15 protein-coding genes are annotated in these 17,721 nt (G+C 60.5%); 9 read left to right on the forward strand and 6 right to left on the reverse strand.

Annotated features, from left to right (window positions below; translation table 11 throughout):
• Positions 1–156: 156 nt before the first annotated feature.
• From FGW20_RS09030 to FGW20_RS09050, 5 genes are all read right to left on the reverse strand, one after another.
• Positions 157–831: a small multi-drug export protein gene (locus tag FGW20_RS09030; protein WP_301677761.1), complete on the reverse strand. Its 675-nt coding sequence runs from the start codon at positions 829–831 to the stop codon at positions 157–159.
• Positions 803–1,327: an FAD synthase family protein gene (locus FGW20_RS09035; protein WP_301677762.1), complete on the reverse strand. Its 525-nt coding sequence runs from the start codon at positions 1,325–1,327 to the stop codon at positions 803–805. Before FGW20_RS09035 ends, FGW20_RS09030 begins: the two co-directional genes overlap by 29 nt.
• Positions 1,324–1,695, reverse strand: a complete 372-nt coding sequence (locus tag FGW20_RS09040; protein WP_301677763.1) for a Mov34/MPN/PAD-1 family protein — start codon at positions 1,693–1,695, stop codon at positions 1,324–1,326. Before FGW20_RS09040 ends, FGW20_RS09035 begins: the two co-directional genes overlap by 4 nt.
• A gap of 93 nt (positions 1,696–1,788) precedes the next feature.
• The gene (locus FGW20_RS09045) at positions 1,789–2,706 is read right to left on the reverse strand and encodes a fasciclin domain-containing protein (RefSeq protein ID WP_301677764.1); all 918 of its coding nucleotides are present in this window, start codon (positions 2,704–2,706) and stop codon (positions 1,789–1,791) included.
• 204 nt (positions 2,707–2,910) lie between these two features.
• The gene (locus FGW20_RS09050; protein ID WP_301677765.1) at positions 2,911–4,335 is read right to left on the reverse strand and encodes a DUF4346 domain-containing protein; all 1,425 of its coding nucleotides are present in this window, start codon (positions 4,333–4,335) and stop codon (positions 2,911–2,913) included.
• A gap of 43 nt (positions 4,336–4,378) precedes the next feature.
• Between FGW20_RS09050 and FGW20_RS09055 the strand changes: the two genes are divergently transcribed.
• The 9 genes from FGW20_RS09055 to FGW20_RS09095 all read left to right on the forward strand — a co-directional run bounded on the left by FGW20_RS09055 (position 4,379) and on the right by FGW20_RS09095 (position 15,565).
• Positions 4,379–5,044: a CehA/McbA family metallohydrolase gene (locus FGW20_RS09055; RefSeq protein ID WP_301677766.1), complete on the forward strand. Its 666-nt coding sequence runs from the start codon at positions 4,379–4,381 to the stop codon at positions 5,042–5,044.
• Positions 5,041–5,853, forward strand: coding sequence for a tRNA pseudouridine(38-40) synthase TruA (gene truA, locus FGW20_RS09060; RefSeq protein ID WP_301677767.1), 813 nt, complete (start codon positions 5,041–5,043; stop codon positions 5,851–5,853). The genes FGW20_RS09055 and truA overlap by 4 nt, the downstream gene beginning before the upstream one ends.
• 418 nt (positions 5,854–6,271) lie before the next feature.
• A complete protein-coding gene (locus tag FGW20_RS09065) occupies positions 6,272–7,426 on the forward strand; it encodes a glycosyltransferase family 2 protein (RefSeq protein WP_301677768.1) in 1,155 nt (384 codons plus the stop codon).
• A gap of 37 nt (positions 7,427–7,463) precedes the next feature.
• Positions 7,464–8,543 (forward strand): non-hydrolyzing UDP-N-acetylglucosamine 2-epimerase, encoded by a 1,080-nt coding sequence (gene wecB / locus FGW20_RS09070; protein ID WP_301677769.1) that lies wholly within the window; start codon positions 7,464–7,466, stop codon positions 8,541–8,543.
• A 19-nt stretch (positions 8,544–8,562) separates the two neighbouring features.
• Positions 8,563–9,936, forward strand: a complete 1,374-nt coding sequence (locus tag FGW20_RS09075; RefSeq protein WP_301677770.1) for a nucleotide sugar dehydrogenase — start codon at positions 8,563–8,565, stop codon at positions 9,934–9,936.
• Positions 9,937–10,015: 79 nt separating this feature from the next.
• The gene (locus tag FGW20_RS09080; protein ID WP_301677771.1) at positions 10,016–11,224 is read left to right on the forward strand and encodes a glycosyltransferase family 4 protein; all 1,209 of its coding nucleotides are present in this window, start codon (positions 10,016–10,018) and stop codon (positions 11,222–11,224) included.
• The gene (locus FGW20_RS09085) at positions 11,209–12,399 is read left to right on the forward strand and encodes a prenyltransferase/squalene oxidase repeat-containing protein (RefSeq protein ID WP_301677772.1); all 1,191 of its coding nucleotides are present in this window, start codon (positions 11,209–11,211) and stop codon (positions 12,397–12,399) included. The genes FGW20_RS09080 and FGW20_RS09085 overlap by 16 nt, the downstream gene beginning before the upstream one ends.
• The gene (locus FGW20_RS09090) at positions 12,396–14,543 is read left to right on the forward strand and encodes a bi-domain-containing oxidoreductase (protein WP_301677773.1); all 2,148 of its coding nucleotides are present in this window, start codon (positions 12,396–12,398) and stop codon (positions 14,541–14,543) included. Before FGW20_RS09085 ends, FGW20_RS09090 begins: the two co-directional genes overlap by 4 nt.
• A gap of 638 nt (positions 14,544–15,181) precedes the next feature.
• A complete protein-coding gene (locus tag FGW20_RS09095) occupies positions 15,182–15,565 on the forward strand; it encodes an HNH endonuclease signature motif containing protein (RefSeq protein WP_301677774.1) in 384 nt (127 codons plus the stop codon).
• Positions 15,566–16,094: 529 nt separating this feature from the next.
• Here FGW20_RS09095 and FGW20_RS09100 read toward each other — a convergent pair.
• The gene (locus tag FGW20_RS09100) at positions 16,095–17,282 is read right to left on the reverse strand and encodes an archaeosine biosynthesis radical SAM protein RaSEA (RefSeq protein ID WP_301677775.1); all 1,188 of its coding nucleotides are present in this window, start codon (positions 17,280–17,282) and stop codon (positions 16,095–16,097) included.
• Positions 17,283–17,721 lie beyond the last annotated feature (439 nt).

Raw genomic sequence — 17,721 nt, forward strand, 5'->3', positions numbered from 1 at the left:
ACCGTCCCGGGCGACTGGACAAAGCCGCCCCTGGCCGTTCCGGGGGGGCAGCGGCACACGACCCCCTCCGGGTGGCCAGGATGATTAATCCCCGGGCCAGATATAATAACTTTTCGTTCGCGCCATGCCGGTTACCGGCCCGCAAAAACACCAGTATCAGGCGTCCGTTTCAGCCCTTTGCGAATAATTCCGATACGTCACGAGAAGTGCGGTGCCGATCAAAAGGAAGACGGCAAGCGACACCCAGAACCCGGCTCCCGCCGGGATGAGGTTCACGACGTAATCGATGCCGAGGGCGATGGCAAAACTGCCGATGAAGCCGCCGATGGCGATGCAGGAGATGACCTCCGTCTTTGTCATCCCGAGCATCCTCCCGATGACGGAACCGACGATGCTCCCCGATCCGTCGAAGGGGAGAGCCAAAAAGGCGACGAGGCCGACAAAGTAGAGCCGCTCAAGCCACGGGCGCCGGTCGAGGAACGTCCTGCCCGCTTCCACAAAGCGGCTAATCCAGGAGCCGATGTAGGGGATGCGTAAGACCAGCGGGAAGTTCCATGCCATAAAAAGTCCGCCGACAAAGTCCAGGAACGCCAGAGCGAACGCGGCCAGCCACCATGGAACCCCACAGAGGATGCAGACCGGGATGATCGTCTCCCGGCCGAGCGGCGGGACGATGTAGGCGACCATCATCCCGAAGAGCAGGAGCCACTGCTCCGCCGGGAGGAAGAACCATACGACGACGAGAAAGATACCGCAGAGCAGGAACGGAACCGTGACCTTCAGCCAGCTCGTCGTATCGTCGTCATCGCCCCACATCTCGATCTGCCGCATGAACCGCCGTCACCTGCGGGTATTCCCCGCACTTTTCAGGATCGGAGTCACTCCTCACCGGCAGGGCCGGTGGAATCCGGGGGGGCCGGGTATTCAGGATACGCTCGATGATCTTCGATGAACTGGCAAGCGAGCCGGGATACCCGGGTATCCGGACGACGTCCGCGTCGAGCCCGCGTTCCCGGAGTTTCTGCCGGAGATGCTCCTCGTTGAAGTGCTGGTTAAACCCAAGCGTAATGATATCGGGCCGGATTTCCGATATCGGCCTGAACATATCGTGGAGGTCGCCGAGGAGCGCGTGGTCGACCGGCTTTAGCGCCCGGATCATCCGGAGCCGCTGGTCTTCCGGGAGGATCGGTCTCGGCTTATGCTTCACGTTCGCGTCGCGCGCCACGATCACGGAGAGTTCGTCGCCGAGGTTCCGCGACTCCTCAAGGTAGTAGAGGTGACCGGGGTGGAGGATATCGAACGTCCCCGTTGCGACCACGTGGATCATTCGACCACCTCAAGGTGGGTCACGCTGCCGTCCGCCCGGTAGCACCGCCAGTCCCGCTTCCCGTAGGGGTAGCCCACGATGATGTGGTACCGCCCCACCGTGGGAAAGAACCTGAGATCCGCCGCCGACGGGGAGAGGACGCCGTTCGGGTGGCTGTGAGCGCTGCCGGACTGGTGGGTGTCCAGCGGGAGCATGTCGATGAAGAACGAGGCGCTCTCTTCCCCAACGATGGTGCCGGGAACCAGGTCGAGGTCCCGGATAACGCCGTCCCGTTCCCGCAGCACGGCGACGAATTCGTTCGGGTGGTGTTCTCGCCCAAGTTCGAAGAGCATCGAAAGCAGATCCCTGCTGATCCCGCATATGACCATTCTACTGAATGGTAGGGGAGGAGGAAACATAAGCCCTCGCGTTGGGCATGCATCCCGGGCCTGCGGAGGGGGTCTCGAGAAAAATGGGATCGGTTAAGGGATGACCCGTTGCTCCTCCACAGGAGCCTCCGGGGTCACGTTCTCCGCAGCGGTCACGTTCCCTTCAGCGGTCACGTTCTCGGGCGGCAGGAGATCCGGCGGCACAAGAACCGTGTCGATGGTGTGGACGATACCGTTCTCGGCCACAAGATCCGAGGCAACGATGGTAGCGTTTTCTACCATGAAACTGTCGTCGACCATGCTGAGGTTGAGGCTGTCCCCGGCGAGCGTTTCAAGAACCGTCTCGTTGGTGGCGTTCACCTCTCCCATCAGGTCTTCTGCGGTGTAGTTCCCCCTCACCACGTGATGCATGAGCAGGGAATCGAGCACCTCCGTGTCGTTTAGGACCGCGGCAAGGGTCGCATTATCAAGTGCCTCGAAGGCGCCATCGTCCGGAGCAAAGACCGTGTACGGACCGCCGGCGTTAAGCACCGTTCGCGTGAGTCCCGCATCCTCGACAGCATCCGCAAAGGAAGTCAGGTTCTCATCACCGGCGACCAGGCCAGCCAGCGTCGCCCTCACCGGTTCCTCCCCGGAAGTTACGTTCTCGTCTCCCTCGATCATCATCCCCTCCGGGACGACGATGACGACACCCTGCATGGGTGTCCGCTGCGTCGAGGCGTTGAGCGTACAGCCGTACGGGTAGGTTCCCGTATCGCCAAACGTGTAGTTGAACGTCTCATTCTGTTCTATTGGCCCGGAGTCGAAGGTACCGCCCGTGCTGGTGACGGTATGGCTCACCTCATCATAATTCGTCCAGGTTACCGTTGTATTGCCCTCGACCGTGAGCGAGGCGGGGATGTACTCCCCGCCGCGTACATCGACGTCGGCGGTCGCCGCGAGAGCCGGCAGGGCGACAAGCCCGATGGCCAGGGCGGCTACGATCCCGAGTATGGTTAAATTCGTTCTCATGCAGTCTCACCACGTTTAAAAGTCCTGGCAGGGAGAACCGCCGGGATCATCCCGGAATAGAACCAGAACGGTTCGGCACTGCTCACCACTGCCACGGGCAGGAAAATAACTACACAATTATATAAGTATTGTTATAAATTTAAGGGAACACCATCCACAACCATCCCCGCCTCCCTCGCAGGAGGATCTACGGGAACAAGCCGTTCAGAACGGCCCGTCCTGTTCGAAACTCCTCTTCATCCGGATGGCGAGTTCCGCCTTGAAGAGTTCTTTTCCGAGGTAGGCGGCATGATCGAGACGGGAGAGGCTTCCATTTGAAAAAAGCGTGTAGAAGACGTCTTCCCAGCAGTTCCCCCGCACGGCGCGATCCTTATGAACCGCGACGATGCAGTCCCCCTCGACACCGATGCGGATGCATCCCAGGGGATCGTAGACAATCTCGTCCGGCACGGGGAGCGCATCCTCGACGTTCTTGTACTCCAGCGGCGGTTCGCGGCGCCGCCGCTTTTCCTTCAGGATCAGGAGATCGAGCCCCAGGTCTTTGGGATACGGCCGGCCGGCCGTAAGGGTCATCATCTCGGTTGCTCGCCGCATCTCCGCAACCGACCCTCGCGTCTTGTCGCTGTGCTCGCTCGTGAAGACGACGGCTGCCCCGACCTCGTGCGCCATCCCCGCGAGCAGGGCGTTCGCCCCGGGAGAGTCGGCGTCCAGCAGTTCTACGACGTTGCCCGCCCCGAAGAAGAGCGGACGGGAAGCGTCGGAGAACCCGGCAAGTGAGTCCGTCAGCCCGGAACCCGCGGGCTGGAGGAGGGGATCGGCGATCAGGCAGCGGATTCCGGCTTCCCGTGCTGCCGCAAGGTTCTCTTCAAGCGTCCGCTCACGCGGCACCACGACCGCCGCCGCTCCAGCCTCCGCGACCGCCCGGCCGACGGCGGGGATATTCCCCTCGTGCAGGGAGAGCACAAGGTCGGCGCGGAAGAGTGCCGCCGCGATGAGATCGGGGTCCTGCGTATCGACGGCGAGCGGCCCTTCGACATCAGCGAGGAGCGAGAAGCACCGCGCGACATCGCCGGGGGTCGCGTCGAACCCGAACCCCAGGTCGACGATATCGGCTCCGTCGGTAAAGAACCGCCGGACGTCGGCGAGGAGATCGTCGCGCTTCTGCGCATCCATAATCTCCGCGAGCACCTTCATCCTCGAACCCCCGCCGACCTTCACGCCGCGGACGATGAACTCCGCCTCCGCCTCCCCTTCCCGGATCGCCACCTGCCGGCAGGCCTCCTCACGGCGGGTCTCTGCGAGGAACTCGTCTGCGGGGACGGTCTTTGAGAGGGGTGCGGCCTCCAGCACCGAGAGAACCGGCACGAGATCGGCCGCATGGCGCGGGCCGCGGTAGACCGGGACGCCGGTCTCGCGCTCGACGTCGGCAAACGACGCGGTGCACATCCCGGAGACGATCGCCATGTCGTAGTTGCCGCCGGCAAGCAGTCTCCGGAGTTCTCCGGGGGCAAGAAACGATGCAATTTCGCCGGTGACCACCACATCGATCTCGTAACGATCGGAGAAGCGCCGGGCCGCCGACTTCACGATGCCGACCGTTGCCGATCCGGTCGGGAGGAGAATGTGCATACACTTCACTTATTATTCAGAGGATGACAAATAATCTGATCTCATGCTGCGGTGCGATCTGCATGTCCACACCAGGTTCTCCAAGGACGGAGAGAGCAGTGTGGAGGAAATTCTCCGGCGAGCGGAGGCGGTCGGCCTCGACGCCATCGCGATCACCGACCACGATACGGTGGAGGGTGCCCTCTACGCCCTCGAGTGCGACACCCCCGTGACCGTGATCCCGGGTATCGAGGTCTCGACAAAGCATGGCCATCTCCTCGCGCTCGGCGTCACGGAACCCCTCCCGGCGGGTCTCGACTTCTTCGAGACCGTCGCCGTCGCACGTGCCCGGGGCGCTCTCCTGATCCTCCCACACCCATACCACCGCTGGCGCCACGGCGTCGGGAGAAGGCTCGCAGCCGGTATCAGCGCGGTGGACGCGGTGGAGGTCTTCAACAGCCGTTACATCACCGGGTCGGCGAACCGGAAAGCCGCAGTCATAGCGAAAAGGTTCAGAAAACCCGGCGTTGCCGGGAGTGACGCCCATAACGCCCGTTACGTCGGATTCGGGGTCACCTACGTCACGGCCGAACCGGATGTGGCCTCCATCCTCTCCGCGATCCGGGGAGGGCGGACGATGGCGGGCGGGAGGATGACCCCGCTCCACACCTACACCCGCCAATCCCTCAAGGGCGCCCTCCGTAGAATCCGGCGGACGGTACACCGATGAACCTGGCGTTCCGCTTCGCGTACTTCGGCGACCGGTTCTTCGGTTCGCAGATGCAGCCCGACCTCCGCACCGTGGAGGGCGAGTTCATCGAGGCCTGCAGGAATCTCGGACTCTTCGACGGCTGGCGGGAGGCGAACTTCGCCACCGCCGGCCGCACCGACCGCGGGGTACACGCCCGGGCCCAGGTCTGTTCGTTCTTGACCGATAAGCCGGATCGGGCGATCGAAGCGCTGAACCGGGTGCTTCCGGCGGACATCTGGTGTACAGGGTGGGCCGAGGCCCCGGAAGGGTTCCACCCCCGCTACAGCGCCGTATCGAGGACGTACCGCTACTACTTCTCTGCCCCCGGTGATGTCGCCGCCATGGACGAAGCGGCGCAGGAGTTTCTTGGGCGGCACGACTTTTCGGTGTTCGCCCGTGTCGGCGACCGGAACCCCGAGCGGAGGATCCTTGCATCACGGGTCTTTGCGGACGGGCGGTTCGCGGTATTCGAGGTAACGGGCGAGAGTTTCCTCTGGAACATGGTCAGGTGCATGGCGACAATGCTTGAGGGGGTGGGAAGAGGCGAGGCTGAAACCGGGGAGATCACACGGCTTCTTACCAGGCCGACGGATCCGAGAGTCGCTGCGGCTCCCCCCGAGGGGTTGATCCTCTGGAACATCGATTACGGGGTTCCCTTTACGCCGCTCCCGATTGACGGAAAGAGCAGCCGCCACCTGGCCGACCGCTATCGTTACCATGTCCTCATGGCGGAGATCTCCGCACACCTTGCACCGGATCGCCGGCAGCCCGACACACCCGGAATATAATACTTCCCAATGGAGCACCATAAAGGAGAGGGGATCGGGAAACCGACCTCCCTAATTATTGCTGTTTTGAAAGGATCAGGCCGCGGACAATGGATCTTCCGGAAGCGGTGCGGCAGGGAAAAAGAGTCGTTCCGCCCATCATCCGGAACTGCTCCACTTAATTCTTCCGAAAAAGAGTATCCGATATTACTGCACGTACCAGAAATCACGGTGTGTGGCGTTCCCGGCCGCCCCCGGCAAAACCTGGCAACCATGCGCTCTTGTGCCGGAACGTTTAACTAGCGAGATACGGGTTTAGGGGCGCCGAGGTAAACCCAATGTAGCTTATTTTATAAAAAGTTAAATAGATTACTTTAATAATAACCTATTAATATATGCCACAACAGTCCCGTTTCAGTACGTCAAGAGGGGAAAGTGGATGTACGACAAGGATCCGGTTCGGGCGAGGCCACCCGCTCACCTGGAGGGGTGGTTCGCTGAAGAAACAACTGTGCCGTTGCCGCAGTACCTGGATGCAGAGAGAGACAGATGGATTGAACGGCATGTCCCCCGGAGCGTCGGGCAGGAGAGCGCGATAGACGTCCCGACCCTCCGCTGTGAGGTTCAGGAACAGATCAACCCACTGAGGACACCGGTGGCTCCGGGAAACCGGCGGGTAATGAACGAAACCGCCGAGGCCGCCGCTGTTGTGTCCCGAAGATCAAGCGGGATGCGAACGCTTGCGGCGATCCCCTGTCTCGATGAGGAGGTTGCGATCGGTTCCGTCGTTCTGCGGGCCCGGCAGCACGTCGACGAAGTCCTGGTGATAGACGACGGGTGCACGGACAGCACCGCGAAGGTTGCCCGAGATGCAGGGGCGACCGTCATCTCGCACGGAACTCAGAAGGGGAAAGGGCAGGGGATCAAGAACGCTGTACGGTATGCAGTCGACCACGACTACGACTGCCTGGTTCTCATGGACGGGGACGGCCAGCACGACCCGGGGGAGATACCTCTCCTGGTCAAACAGATCCGCGCCGATGCCGCCGATCTCGTCATCGGGTTTCGAACCTTCGACCAGATGCCGTTTTACAGGCGGTTCGGCCGGGCGGTGCTCGATATCGCCTCCAGCAACGCGAGTTCAATAACCGACTCGCAGTGCGGCTTTCGGGCGCTGAACAGGAAGACCATGGAATCGATGCTCGGCTCGCTTCGGATGGATGATTTCTCGACTGAATCGGAGATGCTCCAGATCGCCCAGGAGAGACGTTTGCGTATCGGGGAGACGCCGATCAACTGCAAATACGGTGATTTCGATACATCCACAAAGAACCCCCTTTCTCATGGTATGGAGGTGCTCGGATCGATATTCTGGCTTGCCGTGGAGAGAAAACCACTCCTCCACATCGGCCTGCCCGGGATTGCCGCGATGTTCACCGGGATTTTCTTTTTCCTCCAGTTCCTCCAGGGATTCAGTGAAACCGGCCTCGTCCCGATAGAACACGGTATGCTTGCATCGCTCTTCCTGATCCCGGGGACGGTCGCACTCATGCTGGGCCTGACGCTTACCCTCATTGCAAGGATGCGGGAGTGAGCGGGGTGAACGATACGATGCAGAGGAGACGTGAAGAATGATTGGAGTGATACTCGGCACGCGGCCGGAGATCGTCAAGATGTCCCCCGTCATCAGGGAGTGCGAACGCAGGGGTATTGACTACTTCATCCTGCATACCGGGCAGCACTACTCCTATGAGATGGATCGGCTTTTTTTTGAGGAACTCGAACTCCCCGAGCCGGATTACAGCCTCGACGTAGGTTCCGGAACTCATGCCGGCCAGACGGCAAAGATCATGACCGGCGTCGAGGACGTTCTCCAGAAAGAGTCGCCCGACGTCGTTCTGGTGCAGGGAGATACGAACACCGTCATGGCCGCGGCTCTGGCAGCATCGAAGTTGCATATGAGGGTGGGGCATATCGAAGCGGGACTCCGGAGTTTCAACCGCTGGATGCCCGAAGAGATCAACCGGGTGCTCACCGACCATATCTCAGACTACCTCTTCGCCCCGACGGAGAGCGCGAGAGAGAACCTCATCCGCGAGGGGATCGCTGAGCGGAAGATCTGTGTGACCGGCAACACCGTCGTCGATGCGGTATACCAGAATCTCGGCATAGCGAAGAAAAAGGGCGACGTATTGAAAGAACTCGATCTCGAGCCCCGTGAATACTTCCTTGTCACCGCCCACCGGCAGGAGAACGTGGACAACCGGAAACGGCTCAAAGAGATCTTAAAAGGGCTCGAAGTGGTGCAGAAGGAGTTCTCCCTCCCGGTCGTCTTCCCCGTCCACCCGCGAACCGAGAAACGGATCAAGGAACTGGGCTTCGGTGTCGACGGGTTAAACCTCACCAAACCCTTCGGGTTCCTGGAGTTCCTGCAGCTGGAGTCGCAGGCGAAACTCGTGCTGACCGATTCCGGCGGCGTCCAGGAAGAGGCCTGTGTTCTCGGCGTTCCCTGTGCAACGATGCGCTACGACACGGAGCGGCCCGAGACGCTGGACGTCGGATCGAACATCCTGGTCGGTGCTGACTCAAGAAAAATACTCGAAGCGGTTCGTTCCGCAGAAACCTGGAAATCCGGGTGGAAGAACCCCTACGGCGATGGAATTGCCGGGAAAATGATTGTCATGGTCTGTGCCGCCGCACGGCCCCAATGATTGCCCGAGGAGAATGCAAATGAAGATCTGCGTACTGGGATTAGGATACATAGGATTACCGACTGCACTGTTGTTTGCGGCTCGTGGAGCGGATGTTGTGGGCGTTGACGTGAAGCAGAGCGTTGTGGATTGCCTCAATCGCGGGAGCCTGCCGTTCGGGGAGCCAGGGCTCGACGCCCTGTACAGCGAGGCCAAAAGCCGGTTCCTCGCCAGAACCGAGCCGGAGACCGCCGACGTCTTCCTGATTGCCGTGCCGACACCCCTGGATCCGGCAACAAAAGTCTCCAACCTCTCCTACGTCAAGAGCGCAGCCGACATGATCGCCCCCCATCTTCGCGGAGGGAACCTGGTCGTCCTCGAATCGACCGTCCCTCCAGGAACCAGCGAACGGGTCATCATCCCGAGACTCGAAAAGAGCGGTGTTGCCGCCGGAGACTTCCTCTACGCCCACTGCCCCGAGCGGGCGATACCAGGGCGAACCCTGCAGGAGATGACGGGCAACAACCGCATCATCGGCGGCTACGACCGGGACTCCACCGACCAGGCCACCGCGATCTACCGAACCTTCGTCCGCGGGCAGATATACCAGACCGACACGAGGACGGCGGAGTTCGTCAAGTTGATGGAGAACACCTGCCGCGACGTGAATATCGCGCTCGCAAACGAGTTCGCCCAGCTCGCGGAAGAGTGCGGGATCAACGTCTGGGAGGCGATCACTCTCGCAAACAAGCACCCCCGGGTCACCGTCCTCAACCCCGGTCCGGGTGTCGGAGGGCACTGCATCGCCGTCGACCCCTGGTTCCTGACCGAGAACTCAACCCGGTGCAGGATGGTCTCCACTGCGCGGGAGATCAACGACTCCATGCCGAACTATGTGCTGCGTATCGCACGTGGCCTTCTCGCCGGCGTTCAGGATCCGGTGATCAGCATCCTCGGCGCCGCCTACAAGGGCAACGTCGGCGATACCCGGGAGAGCCCGGCGTTCAAGTTCATCCAGCTCGCCGAGAACGAGGGATACGCTATCCGGTGTCACGACCCGTATGTAACAGAGTTCGCGCACCCCCTCATGGATCTCCCAAAAGCAACCGCCGGTAGCGACTGTATCGTCATCCTCACCGATCACGATTGTTTCCGGGAACTTGACCCAGCAGAACTCCAGGTGAGGACGAAGTTCGTCATAGATGCCCGGAACATCCTCGATCACGAGAAGTGGACCGACCAGGGCTTTACCGTCCGTGTGCTGGGTGACGGTTCATCGGTGCAGCAGACGGTTCCGGGAGAGATCGCGGCTCCGGCAGGGCTGTATTCTGCAGGCGCCTCGCGGCCGATTGCGTCCTCATCGCCGCCCTCCGTATCCCTGCTCTCTCCGAACGGGCGGGAGGGCTTCCTTTAGTCCTCCCGTACACGGTTTCGCAAAGCAGGGACCGCCAGCCGGTCCCCCACGACCCCATTCAGATACTACGAGGAGTTGCATGAAACAGGTATGCATCGTATCACAGCACTTTCCGCCGGAAAAATCAGGTAACGCATCAAGAATCCATGACACCGCCGCACACCTTGCAAAACTGGGGATCGGCGTGACTGTGCTTGCGCCGCACCCCACGTTCCCTACCGGCTCGTTCTCCCGTACCTGGAAGCGCTCGGACGTGCAGGAGGTCGATGGGATCCGGATTGTCCGCCTCTGGACCTGGCAACCGGGCACCGGCGATCCGGGGTTTGTCAGCAGGATGGCCTACTACCTCTCCTTCCCGGTGCATGCCGCACTCTGGCTGCTCTTCACCCGGAACCGGTTCGACGCAATCATGACGTCGGCGCCACCGCTCTTCACCGGGATCCCGGGGTACGTCCTGAAACGGACGTCACGGGTGAAGTGGATCCTCGATATCCGCGACCTCTGGATCGATGCATCGATAGGCCTTGGTTTCCTCAGGGAAGGAAGCCTCTACGAGAAAGTGAGCCGGATATTCGAGCAGATGTGTCTTGACCGGGCCGACCTCGTCGGGGTCACGACGGAAGAGCTCGGGCGGAGGATCTCGGCGCGCTATCGGGTTACCGCTCCCATGGAACTGATGCCGAACGGCGTCAACACCGACTTCTTCCGTCCCGCGAACCACGGGAAGAAGCGGCAGATCATCTACGCCGGAAACGTCGGGCACGCCCAGGATCTCGACAAGGTGGCTCTCGCCGTCAAGTCGATGAACGGCACCTACAACCTGAAGTTCGTCATCGTCGGCGACGGCGACACCAGGAAGAGTCTTGAGAGGCTGGTGAAGGCGGAGAGCCTGACCGACTCCGTCGTCTTCACGGGCACCCTTCCCCGCGAGGAGATCCCGCGGCTGCTCTCGGAATCACTCGTGGGGGTGGCGCCCTTAAAGAGGCTCGCGAACCTCGAATACGCCGCCCCCACCAAGGCCTACGAGTACATGGCGTGCGGGATACCCTTCGTCGGCTGCGGGAACGGTGAGATCGCCCATCTCGCGAAGAAGTCGGGTGCAGGGGTCATCGCCGAGAACACACCGGAGGCGATCGCCACGACGCTTTCCGCGCTTCTCGACGATCCAGAGAAGATAGAGGAGATGGGGCGCCGTGGCCGGGAGTACGTCGCGGAGCACTACGACCGGCGATCGGTTGCCCTGAAACTGAAACACTACATTGAGAGGATGACATGGACGGGCGCATAAGATCGCTTCTCTCCCGCGTTGCCGGGGAGGTCAGGGAGCTCGCCGTCGTCGACGGCGAGACCGCGTACATCCGCGACCCGGTCTTTCCGGTCATCCGGAACCGCGTGCACGCCGAGGTCGCAAAAGCGATGCTCCGGTCAGGCGGCGACCCGCTCGTGGGCCCGATCCTCGACTACACTGTCGGGTGCCAGAACCAGGACGGATCCTACAACGAGGTTCACGTGAACTACAACGAGCCTTCGGCCCTGATCACGGCGTTTATCGGCGACGCGCTCCTGGAAGCGGCGGAGCGGTATCCGCACGAGGAGGCGCTTTCAAAGGCCCGGGACTATGTCCTCGCCGCCGAGAGGAGCCGGGGATGTTTCCTGAAGTCCCGGGGCTACACCGCCGACCACCTGAACGTCGACGCCTCCTGCGGGGCGTTCCTCGCCCGGTATGCGGAGCGCTACGACGATGAGGAAGCCCGTGCAGCCGCGTTGCGGGCGGCGGAGAACGTCGTCCGCCACCAGCGGCGCGACGGCGTCTACCCCTACGCGGTCGATAAGGGGACTTATCCCTACGTCTTCAATCTCCCCTGCGTGCACTACCAGGGGGTGACGATCTACTACCTCGCAAAGGCAAACGATGCCCTGTGCGACGAGCGGGTCGACGGAAGCATCGCGAAAGGCGTGCGGTGGCTTGCGGACGCCCAGCGCCCCGGCGGGCGGTTTGACTGGTCGAGGAGCGGGCTATCCTTCGCCTACTACCTCTCTGGGGCGTACGCGTTCGCCCTGGCCTCGTTCGTCTATGCGTCGCGGACGGACGAGCGTTACCGCGAACACGCCGACCGCTGTCTTGAGCAGCTCGAGCGGGATGTGCAGGGGCTCACCCCCCGGTGGGAGCCCGGCTCCTGGGCAGGTCTCGTCCCGTCCGTCGCCACGGCGGCGAGGGCGGCGTCGCTCGGGAACTACCCGTTGCGGCACCGGGCGTTCCGGTTCGGCTACGGCATGTATCGCGAGATCGCCCGCCGCCGGTACGGAGAAACCCCGGAGACGCGGTCGTTCGAGGCGCTCTGCCGACTGCTCGGGATCCGAACTTCAACCGTGGAACCGTCGAATAACTTCCCCGATCTCTTCATGACCTCGGAGGTGCTCGACTGCCTCAGTCAGTCGAGAGTCTGGGAGAACCACATATGAAACAGGTATTGCTCGACCTGCAGTCAGGGTCCATCCAGGTGGAGAACGTTCCCGTTCCCGCCGTAACGAGGGGGGTGGTCGTCGAGAACGCCTACTCCCTCATCAGCGCCGGCACGGAGTCGTCGCTGATCAACCTCGCACAGCAGTCGCTCGTCGGCAAGGCGAAGGCACGCCCCGACGATGTGAAAAAAGTCATCCAGAAAGTGGGGACGGACGGCCCTCTCTCGGCCTACCAGCAGGCGATGAGCCGCCTGGCGAAACCCGAACCACTCGGCTACAGCTCTGCCGGCACGGTGGTGACGACCGCGTCCGACGAGTTCGAGGTCGGCGACCGCGTCGCCTGCGCCGGAGCCGGGTATGCGGTGCATGCCGAGTACGTCTCGGTTCCAAAGAACCTCTGCGTCAGGATCCCCGACGGTGTCGAGTTTAAGGAGGCGGCGTTCACGACCGTAGGAGCGATCGCGATGCACGGCGCGAGAAACGCGAATGTCACCGTGGGCGAGAACGTCGCGGTGATCGGGCTCGGTTTGATCGGGCTTCTCACCGTCCAGATCCTCAAAGCCGCAGGGTGCCGGGTGATCGGGATCGATATCGACCGGGAGAAACTTTTACTCGCAGAATGCCTCGGTGCGGACGTCGTCTCGAACTACGACGGCCTCTTCGAGAGGGCGCGGGCGTTATCGCCGTTCGGGGCGGACGCGGTCGTCATCACCGCCGCCACCCGGTCAAGCGCCCCAATCGAGGCCGCCGGCCGCCTGGTCCGGGATAAGGGGAGGGTCGTGGTCGTCGGGAACGTCGGCATGAACGTGCCCCGGGATGTCTTCTACGCAAAAGAGGCGGAGGTCGTCGTCTCCCGGTCATACGGCCCCGGCCGCTACGACAGGAACTACGAGGAGCGGGGGATCGACTACCCGATCTACGTTCGGTGGACGGAGAAGAGGAACATGGAGGCGTTCCTTGAACTGGTGCGCCAGAAGAAGATCGACCTCGACCGCCTGATCACCCATACGTTCCCGCTCGACGACGCACCGGGGGCTTACGACCTCATCAACACCGGAAAAGAACGGTTCATCGGGGTTCTCTTGCAGTACAGCCCGAACGGTGCGGGTGCCTCCGGCACCGTCGTCCGCTTCCCGGGGCCCGGCGCACGGACACGGAAGGCTCCGGCCGCGGCCCGGACGCTCGGGTGTATCGGCGCCGGGGTTCACGCCCAGAGCGCCCTCTACCCGCACCTCTCCGCCCTTCCAGTGAACCTCGGGGGGCTCGCGACCGCGACGGGACTCTCGGCGCAGACGGTCGCGAAGAAGTACGGGTTCGCCTACTGCACCACCGACCACCAGAGGATCCTCGACGACCCCGATATCGACGCAGTGATGATCGCGACCAGAAACGATCTCCACGCACCGATGGCGATCAACGCGCTGCGTGCCGGAAAAGACGTCTTCGTGGAAAAACCGCTTGCGACCGATATCGACGGCCTCCGGCGGATCGTCGAGGCCAGAAACGAGTCCGGGCAGCGGCTGATGGTCGGGTTCAACCGCCGCTATTCCCCGCTTGCGGTGAAGATGAAGAATTTCTTCGCAAACCGGGCAACTCCCGCCGTCCTGCACTACCGGGTCAACGCCGGGCAGATCCCGCCCGAACACTGGGTGCACGACGACGAGCAGGGCGGCGGCATGCTGATCTCGGAGTGCTGCCACTTCATCGACTTCATGCAGTACATCACCGGGGCACGGCCGGTCCAGGTCGTTGCCCGGGCGATCGAGCCGACCGGGACGCTCCAGAAGTACGACAACTTCCAGGCGACCCTAACCTTCGACGACGGGTCGCTCGGCACCGTCACCTACACGACGCTCGGCGACCGCTCCTACCCCAAAGAGACCGTCGAGGTCTTCGCCGGCAACGCTGTCGGGAGGATCACCGACTTCCGCGACCTCGAACTCCGGCGGGAGGGGAAGGCATCGCGGGAGAGACGGTGGCTCGCCCAGGAGAAAGGGTTTGCCGAGGAACTCCTGGCGTTCGTGAAGGGCGAGGAGCCGGAATTCGCCGCAAGCGTCGCAACGACGCTTGCAACGTTTGCGGCATGGGAGTCGATCGATACCGGGACAGCGCAGGAGATCGATCCCGGGCGGGTGGGGTTGTGAAGCAGTTCAACCAATTTTTGCGATGTCTAAGGACGGGCCCCTTTACGGCCTTGATAGCGAAGCCGTCCCAAAAAGCCTCTTCCCTGAGGGAAGATATTTGAAAGGGGCATAAAAGCGATATAAAATCATATACTCAAATTTCCGATAACGCATGTAAAAAGCTTTGAACCATGAGGATCTGTAGTCGCCGAATACTGTTCGGGCGACTTCAGTTACTAAAATAGCAGAGATATGCGCAAAGGTAGAAGTTGTCCCAAACGCTATTGCCGGGAGGGGGACACCCCCTCCCGGACTCTCCCCCGAGTGGCGATATCCAATGGAAAGCCGTTTCACCCTTCTTGTTCAGAATGTGGCTCAAATGGTAGATAACTGGGAAGTAAGGGCTCCGGTTAGGGTATGCCGGAGGTTCGGAGATCTTTTTGGACGAACTCGTATACTGTTAAGGTGGGTTATTCACACTGCCCGTTATGGTAGGGGTATTGCTGGAGCTCACCTTTATTTCAAGGATTCAATTTAAAAAAGGCTTTTCAAGGCTAAAGGTTAATTTCCCACATTCATTTTGCTGCGTATTCTATTCCCAAACAATTCCGCGAAATAAGCATCGACAAGTATTTGGTATGGAATAATGATTTCTCATCATGGTGATAAATGAGACAAAACGCGAATCATACGTAAAGCGACTTTTCTTAGGGGAGAAAAAACGTGTCGACTCTGGAGAAAGGAAAAAGAAAGAAAGGATAAGCCCTGACGATGCACAAGGCAAAGAAATCGTCCGTAAGTATAAAGCAAAATGTGACGTGTGCAGTCTGCCTTATACGGATCCCCACCAATTTGCCATTCATCATATTAATGGGGATCCAGAGATCACAATTACTCGAAATCTGACTCTTCTGTGCAGTAACTGCCATAATGGCATTCACGGTACCGTAGATAGCCAGATAAAGGATTATAAAAATAATCAGAAGAAAATCGCTGGTGAAAAACAGAGTTTGTCAATAAAACCTAAAAAAAACCAAAGTTAAGTGTGGGTTTTGCAGGGGTAGTGGAAAGGGATTAACAGGATTTTACCATTGTCCAGTGTGCCAAGGGGAGGGGCAAATCGAAGTCTTCAGTCCGCCAGAGAAATGCAGAGTCTGTAAAGGAACTGGAAAGGATTCTCTTGGCATAACAACGTGCCAGAAGTGTGGTGGCACAGGATATACCAACACCACAAAAAGACTTGACTGAAACTGAGAATCTGGCTATCTTTGATTCTCAGGCCTCAGGTGGAGTAACTGTCATTTCTCGGAACACCGAGAGCCCTATTCCACCGGCTATCGCCACGCACTGCCCCCGCCCCCGGGGCGGGGGAGGAGGCCGAAGGCCGGGCGGGGTGGGGGCTACAGGCAGCAATCTATGAGCAGGGGGCGGAGAAGAAGCAGGCCCCTCCCCGCGAGCCGCCTCCCCTATTAGCGATATCACCACGTGCTGCTCTCGCTCCGAAACATCGCACCAACAGAAAAAAAACACCCGGGGAGAGCCCGGGCCCCCCGCCTGATACCGGCTCAGCGTTTACGGGGACGAAATCCGGGCGTTTCGGACATACGCCAGCTGCTCGCGGATCCTCTCCGGGACGGTGCGGGATTCCTCCACCGAAACGCCCTCCTTCCACTCCTCGCGGCACGAGCAGTCCAGGCTGTCGAACTCCGCCGTGTCGAAATAGGAGTTGTAACGCTGGATCGCTTCCGTAATCTCGGCATCGCACGTCCCGCAGTTCCGGGCCCAGTCGAGCGACTCGACCGAGTAGTTCCAGGGGCTGACGTAGACATGGGCACGGTTCCCGAACCGCTCCCGGCACTGCTGCAGGAGTTCAATGAGCGTCCAGAGCCACGGCGGGCGGTAGAGATCGTTCTTCCAGAGTTCGTGTACGACGGTGTTCTTCTCGACCGTCGTCACCTCGAGGTCGACGTAATCGATCCCGCGCGAGACGCAGTAGGAGATGGTCTGCAGAATATCATTTATTGCTTCTCCTTCGGTAAGGAACGGCGGTTTTACCAGGAGGAGCGGTTTCGTCAGCACGCCCATCCCCCGCATCCTCGAATGGAAGAGATCGAAGTTGTTCGCCGAGAACCCCTTGTTGATGCAGAGGTTCATCACCTGGGCGTTTGCAGACTCGAACCCGAACGCCACCTCGAGCTGCCGCCCGTTCAAGGCTTTCTTCATCTTTGCCACGTGCTCATCGGGGGAATAATCGATCCTCGACTCGACGACCACCTTTTTGATGTTTTTGTAGCCGTCGATGTACGAGCAGATCTTCTCGATGGCGGCAACCGGCATCTCGCGTTCGTTAAAGATGTTGCCGTCGTTGTAGATCGAGACGATCGGGTAATCCTCGAGATCGACGGTATCCATCACGTACTCGAACTGCGCAACGTACTCGTCCGCCGATATCTCCCTGCCCCGGGACGTTGCACAGTAAAACCCGCACATGGTGCACCCCCCCGTCTTCTCGACCCACTCGCACCCCGTGGAACGGAGGAAGATGATCAGCCGCCTGATGGGCTGATCGTCGAGATGGCCTATCCGCTCCTCCCATCCGATGGGAACCGTAAAATCGAGGTCGTGCGGAGCGTCTCCATTCCGTTTGCGCAGCCCGCCGGCCAGTGCCCGGATCTCATTTAGAATATCATTTTCCGTTGAGGGACCCGTAAAGGTCTCTGCGCTGCTACTGCTATCAGGTACGGCCCTATCCAGAATCATTATCCCCCCTGTTCCGGGCATGCACCTTCATGCCGAAGGCGCGCATCCCCGGTGACTGTCGCCTTATCTTAGCAAGACATACCCCTGATAGGGCTCCGCATATTTATAACTTATCCAATCGGCCAGGTTATCGGGCTATGTTTGCGAAAAGGTATTCTTTGACAGGAAATCCAGAAAATCAGGCAATCTGTTGAGATGACTCGGATCCGGACTCCTGCCGTATTTCCCCAGGAGGCTATCCATTCGTCCATAGAACCCTGATCCCGAATGGGAGAGATGACAGCATGCCAATTTTTATATACGTTGTTCGGGGGTATAGTATCGCGATGCACCGGCGAGCATTCATCCGGGCGGATCACCCGAAGAACAGCCGGAAAGCGACAGTGGAGACTGAAAAGCAGTGGGACGAAGAGGCGGCGTGACCGTCCGTTTTCGGTGG

It is taken from the genome of Methanoculleus methanifontis (assembly GCF_030464365.1).
In the GTDB taxonomy this organism is placed as follows: domain Archaea; phylum Halobacteriota; class Methanomicrobia; order Methanomicrobiales; family Methanoculleaceae; genus Methanoculleus; species Methanoculleus methanifontis.

Bases quoted from the DNA above. Each gene is read 5' to 3' on its own strand.
- FGW20_RS09030 (WP_301677761.1), bottom strand. From the start codon at position 831: ATGCGGCAGATCGAGATGTGGGGCGATGACGACGATACGACGAGCTGG.
- FGW20_RS09040 (WP_301677763.1), bottom strand. From the start codon at position 1,695: ATGGTCATATGCGGGATCAGCAGGGATCTGCTTTCGATGCTCTTCGAA.
- FGW20_RS09045 (WP_301677764.1), bottom strand. From the start codon at position 2,706: ATGAGAACGAATTTAACCATACTCGGGATCGTAGCCGCCCTGGCCATC.
- FGW20_RS09050 (WP_301677765.1), bottom strand. From the start codon at position 4,335: ATGCACATTCTCCTCCCGACCGGATCGGCAACGGTCGGCATCGTGAAG.
- FGW20_RS09085 (WP_301677772.1), top strand. From the start codon at position 11,209: ATGGACGGGCGCATAAGATCGCTTCTCTCCCGCGTTGCCGGGGAGGTC.
- FGW20_RS09080 (WP_301677771.1), top strand. From the start codon at position 10,016: ATGAAACAGGTATGCATCGTATCACAGCACTTTCCGCCGGAAAAATCA.
- FGW20_RS09065 (WP_301677768.1), top strand. From the start codon at position 6,272: ATGTACGACAAGGATCCGGTTCGGGCGAGGCCACCCGCTCACCTGGAG.
- FGW20_RS09075 (WP_301677770.1), top strand. From the start codon at position 8,563: ATGAAGATCTGCGTACTGGGATTAGGATACATAGGATTACCGACTGCA.
- FGW20_RS09095 (WP_301677774.1), top strand. From the start codon at position 15,182: ATGGTGATAAATGAGACAAAACGCGAATCATACGTAAAGCGACTTTTC.
- FGW20_RS09100 (WP_301677775.1), bottom strand. From the start codon at position 17,282: ATGATTCTGGATAGGGCCGTACCTGATAGCAGTAGCAGCGCAGAGACC.
- FGW20_RS09035 (WP_301677762.1), bottom strand. From the start codon at position 1,327: ATGATCCACGTGGTCGCAACGGGGACGTTCGATATCCTCCACCCCGGT.
- FGW20_RS09055 (WP_301677766.1), top strand. From the start codon at position 4,379: ATGCTGCGGTGCGATCTGCATGTCCACACCAGGTTCTCCAAGGACGGA.
- FGW20_RS09090 (WP_301677773.1), top strand. From the start codon at position 12,396: ATGAAACAGGTATTGCTCGACCTGCAGTCAGGGTCCATCCAGGTGGAG.
- truA (WP_301677767.1), top strand. From the start codon at position 5,041: ATGAACCTGGCGTTCCGCTTCGCGTACTTCGGCGACCGGTTCTTCGGT.
- wecB (WP_301677769.1), top strand. From the start codon at position 7,464: ATGATTGGAGTGATACTCGGCACGCGGCCGGAGATCGTCAAGATGTCC.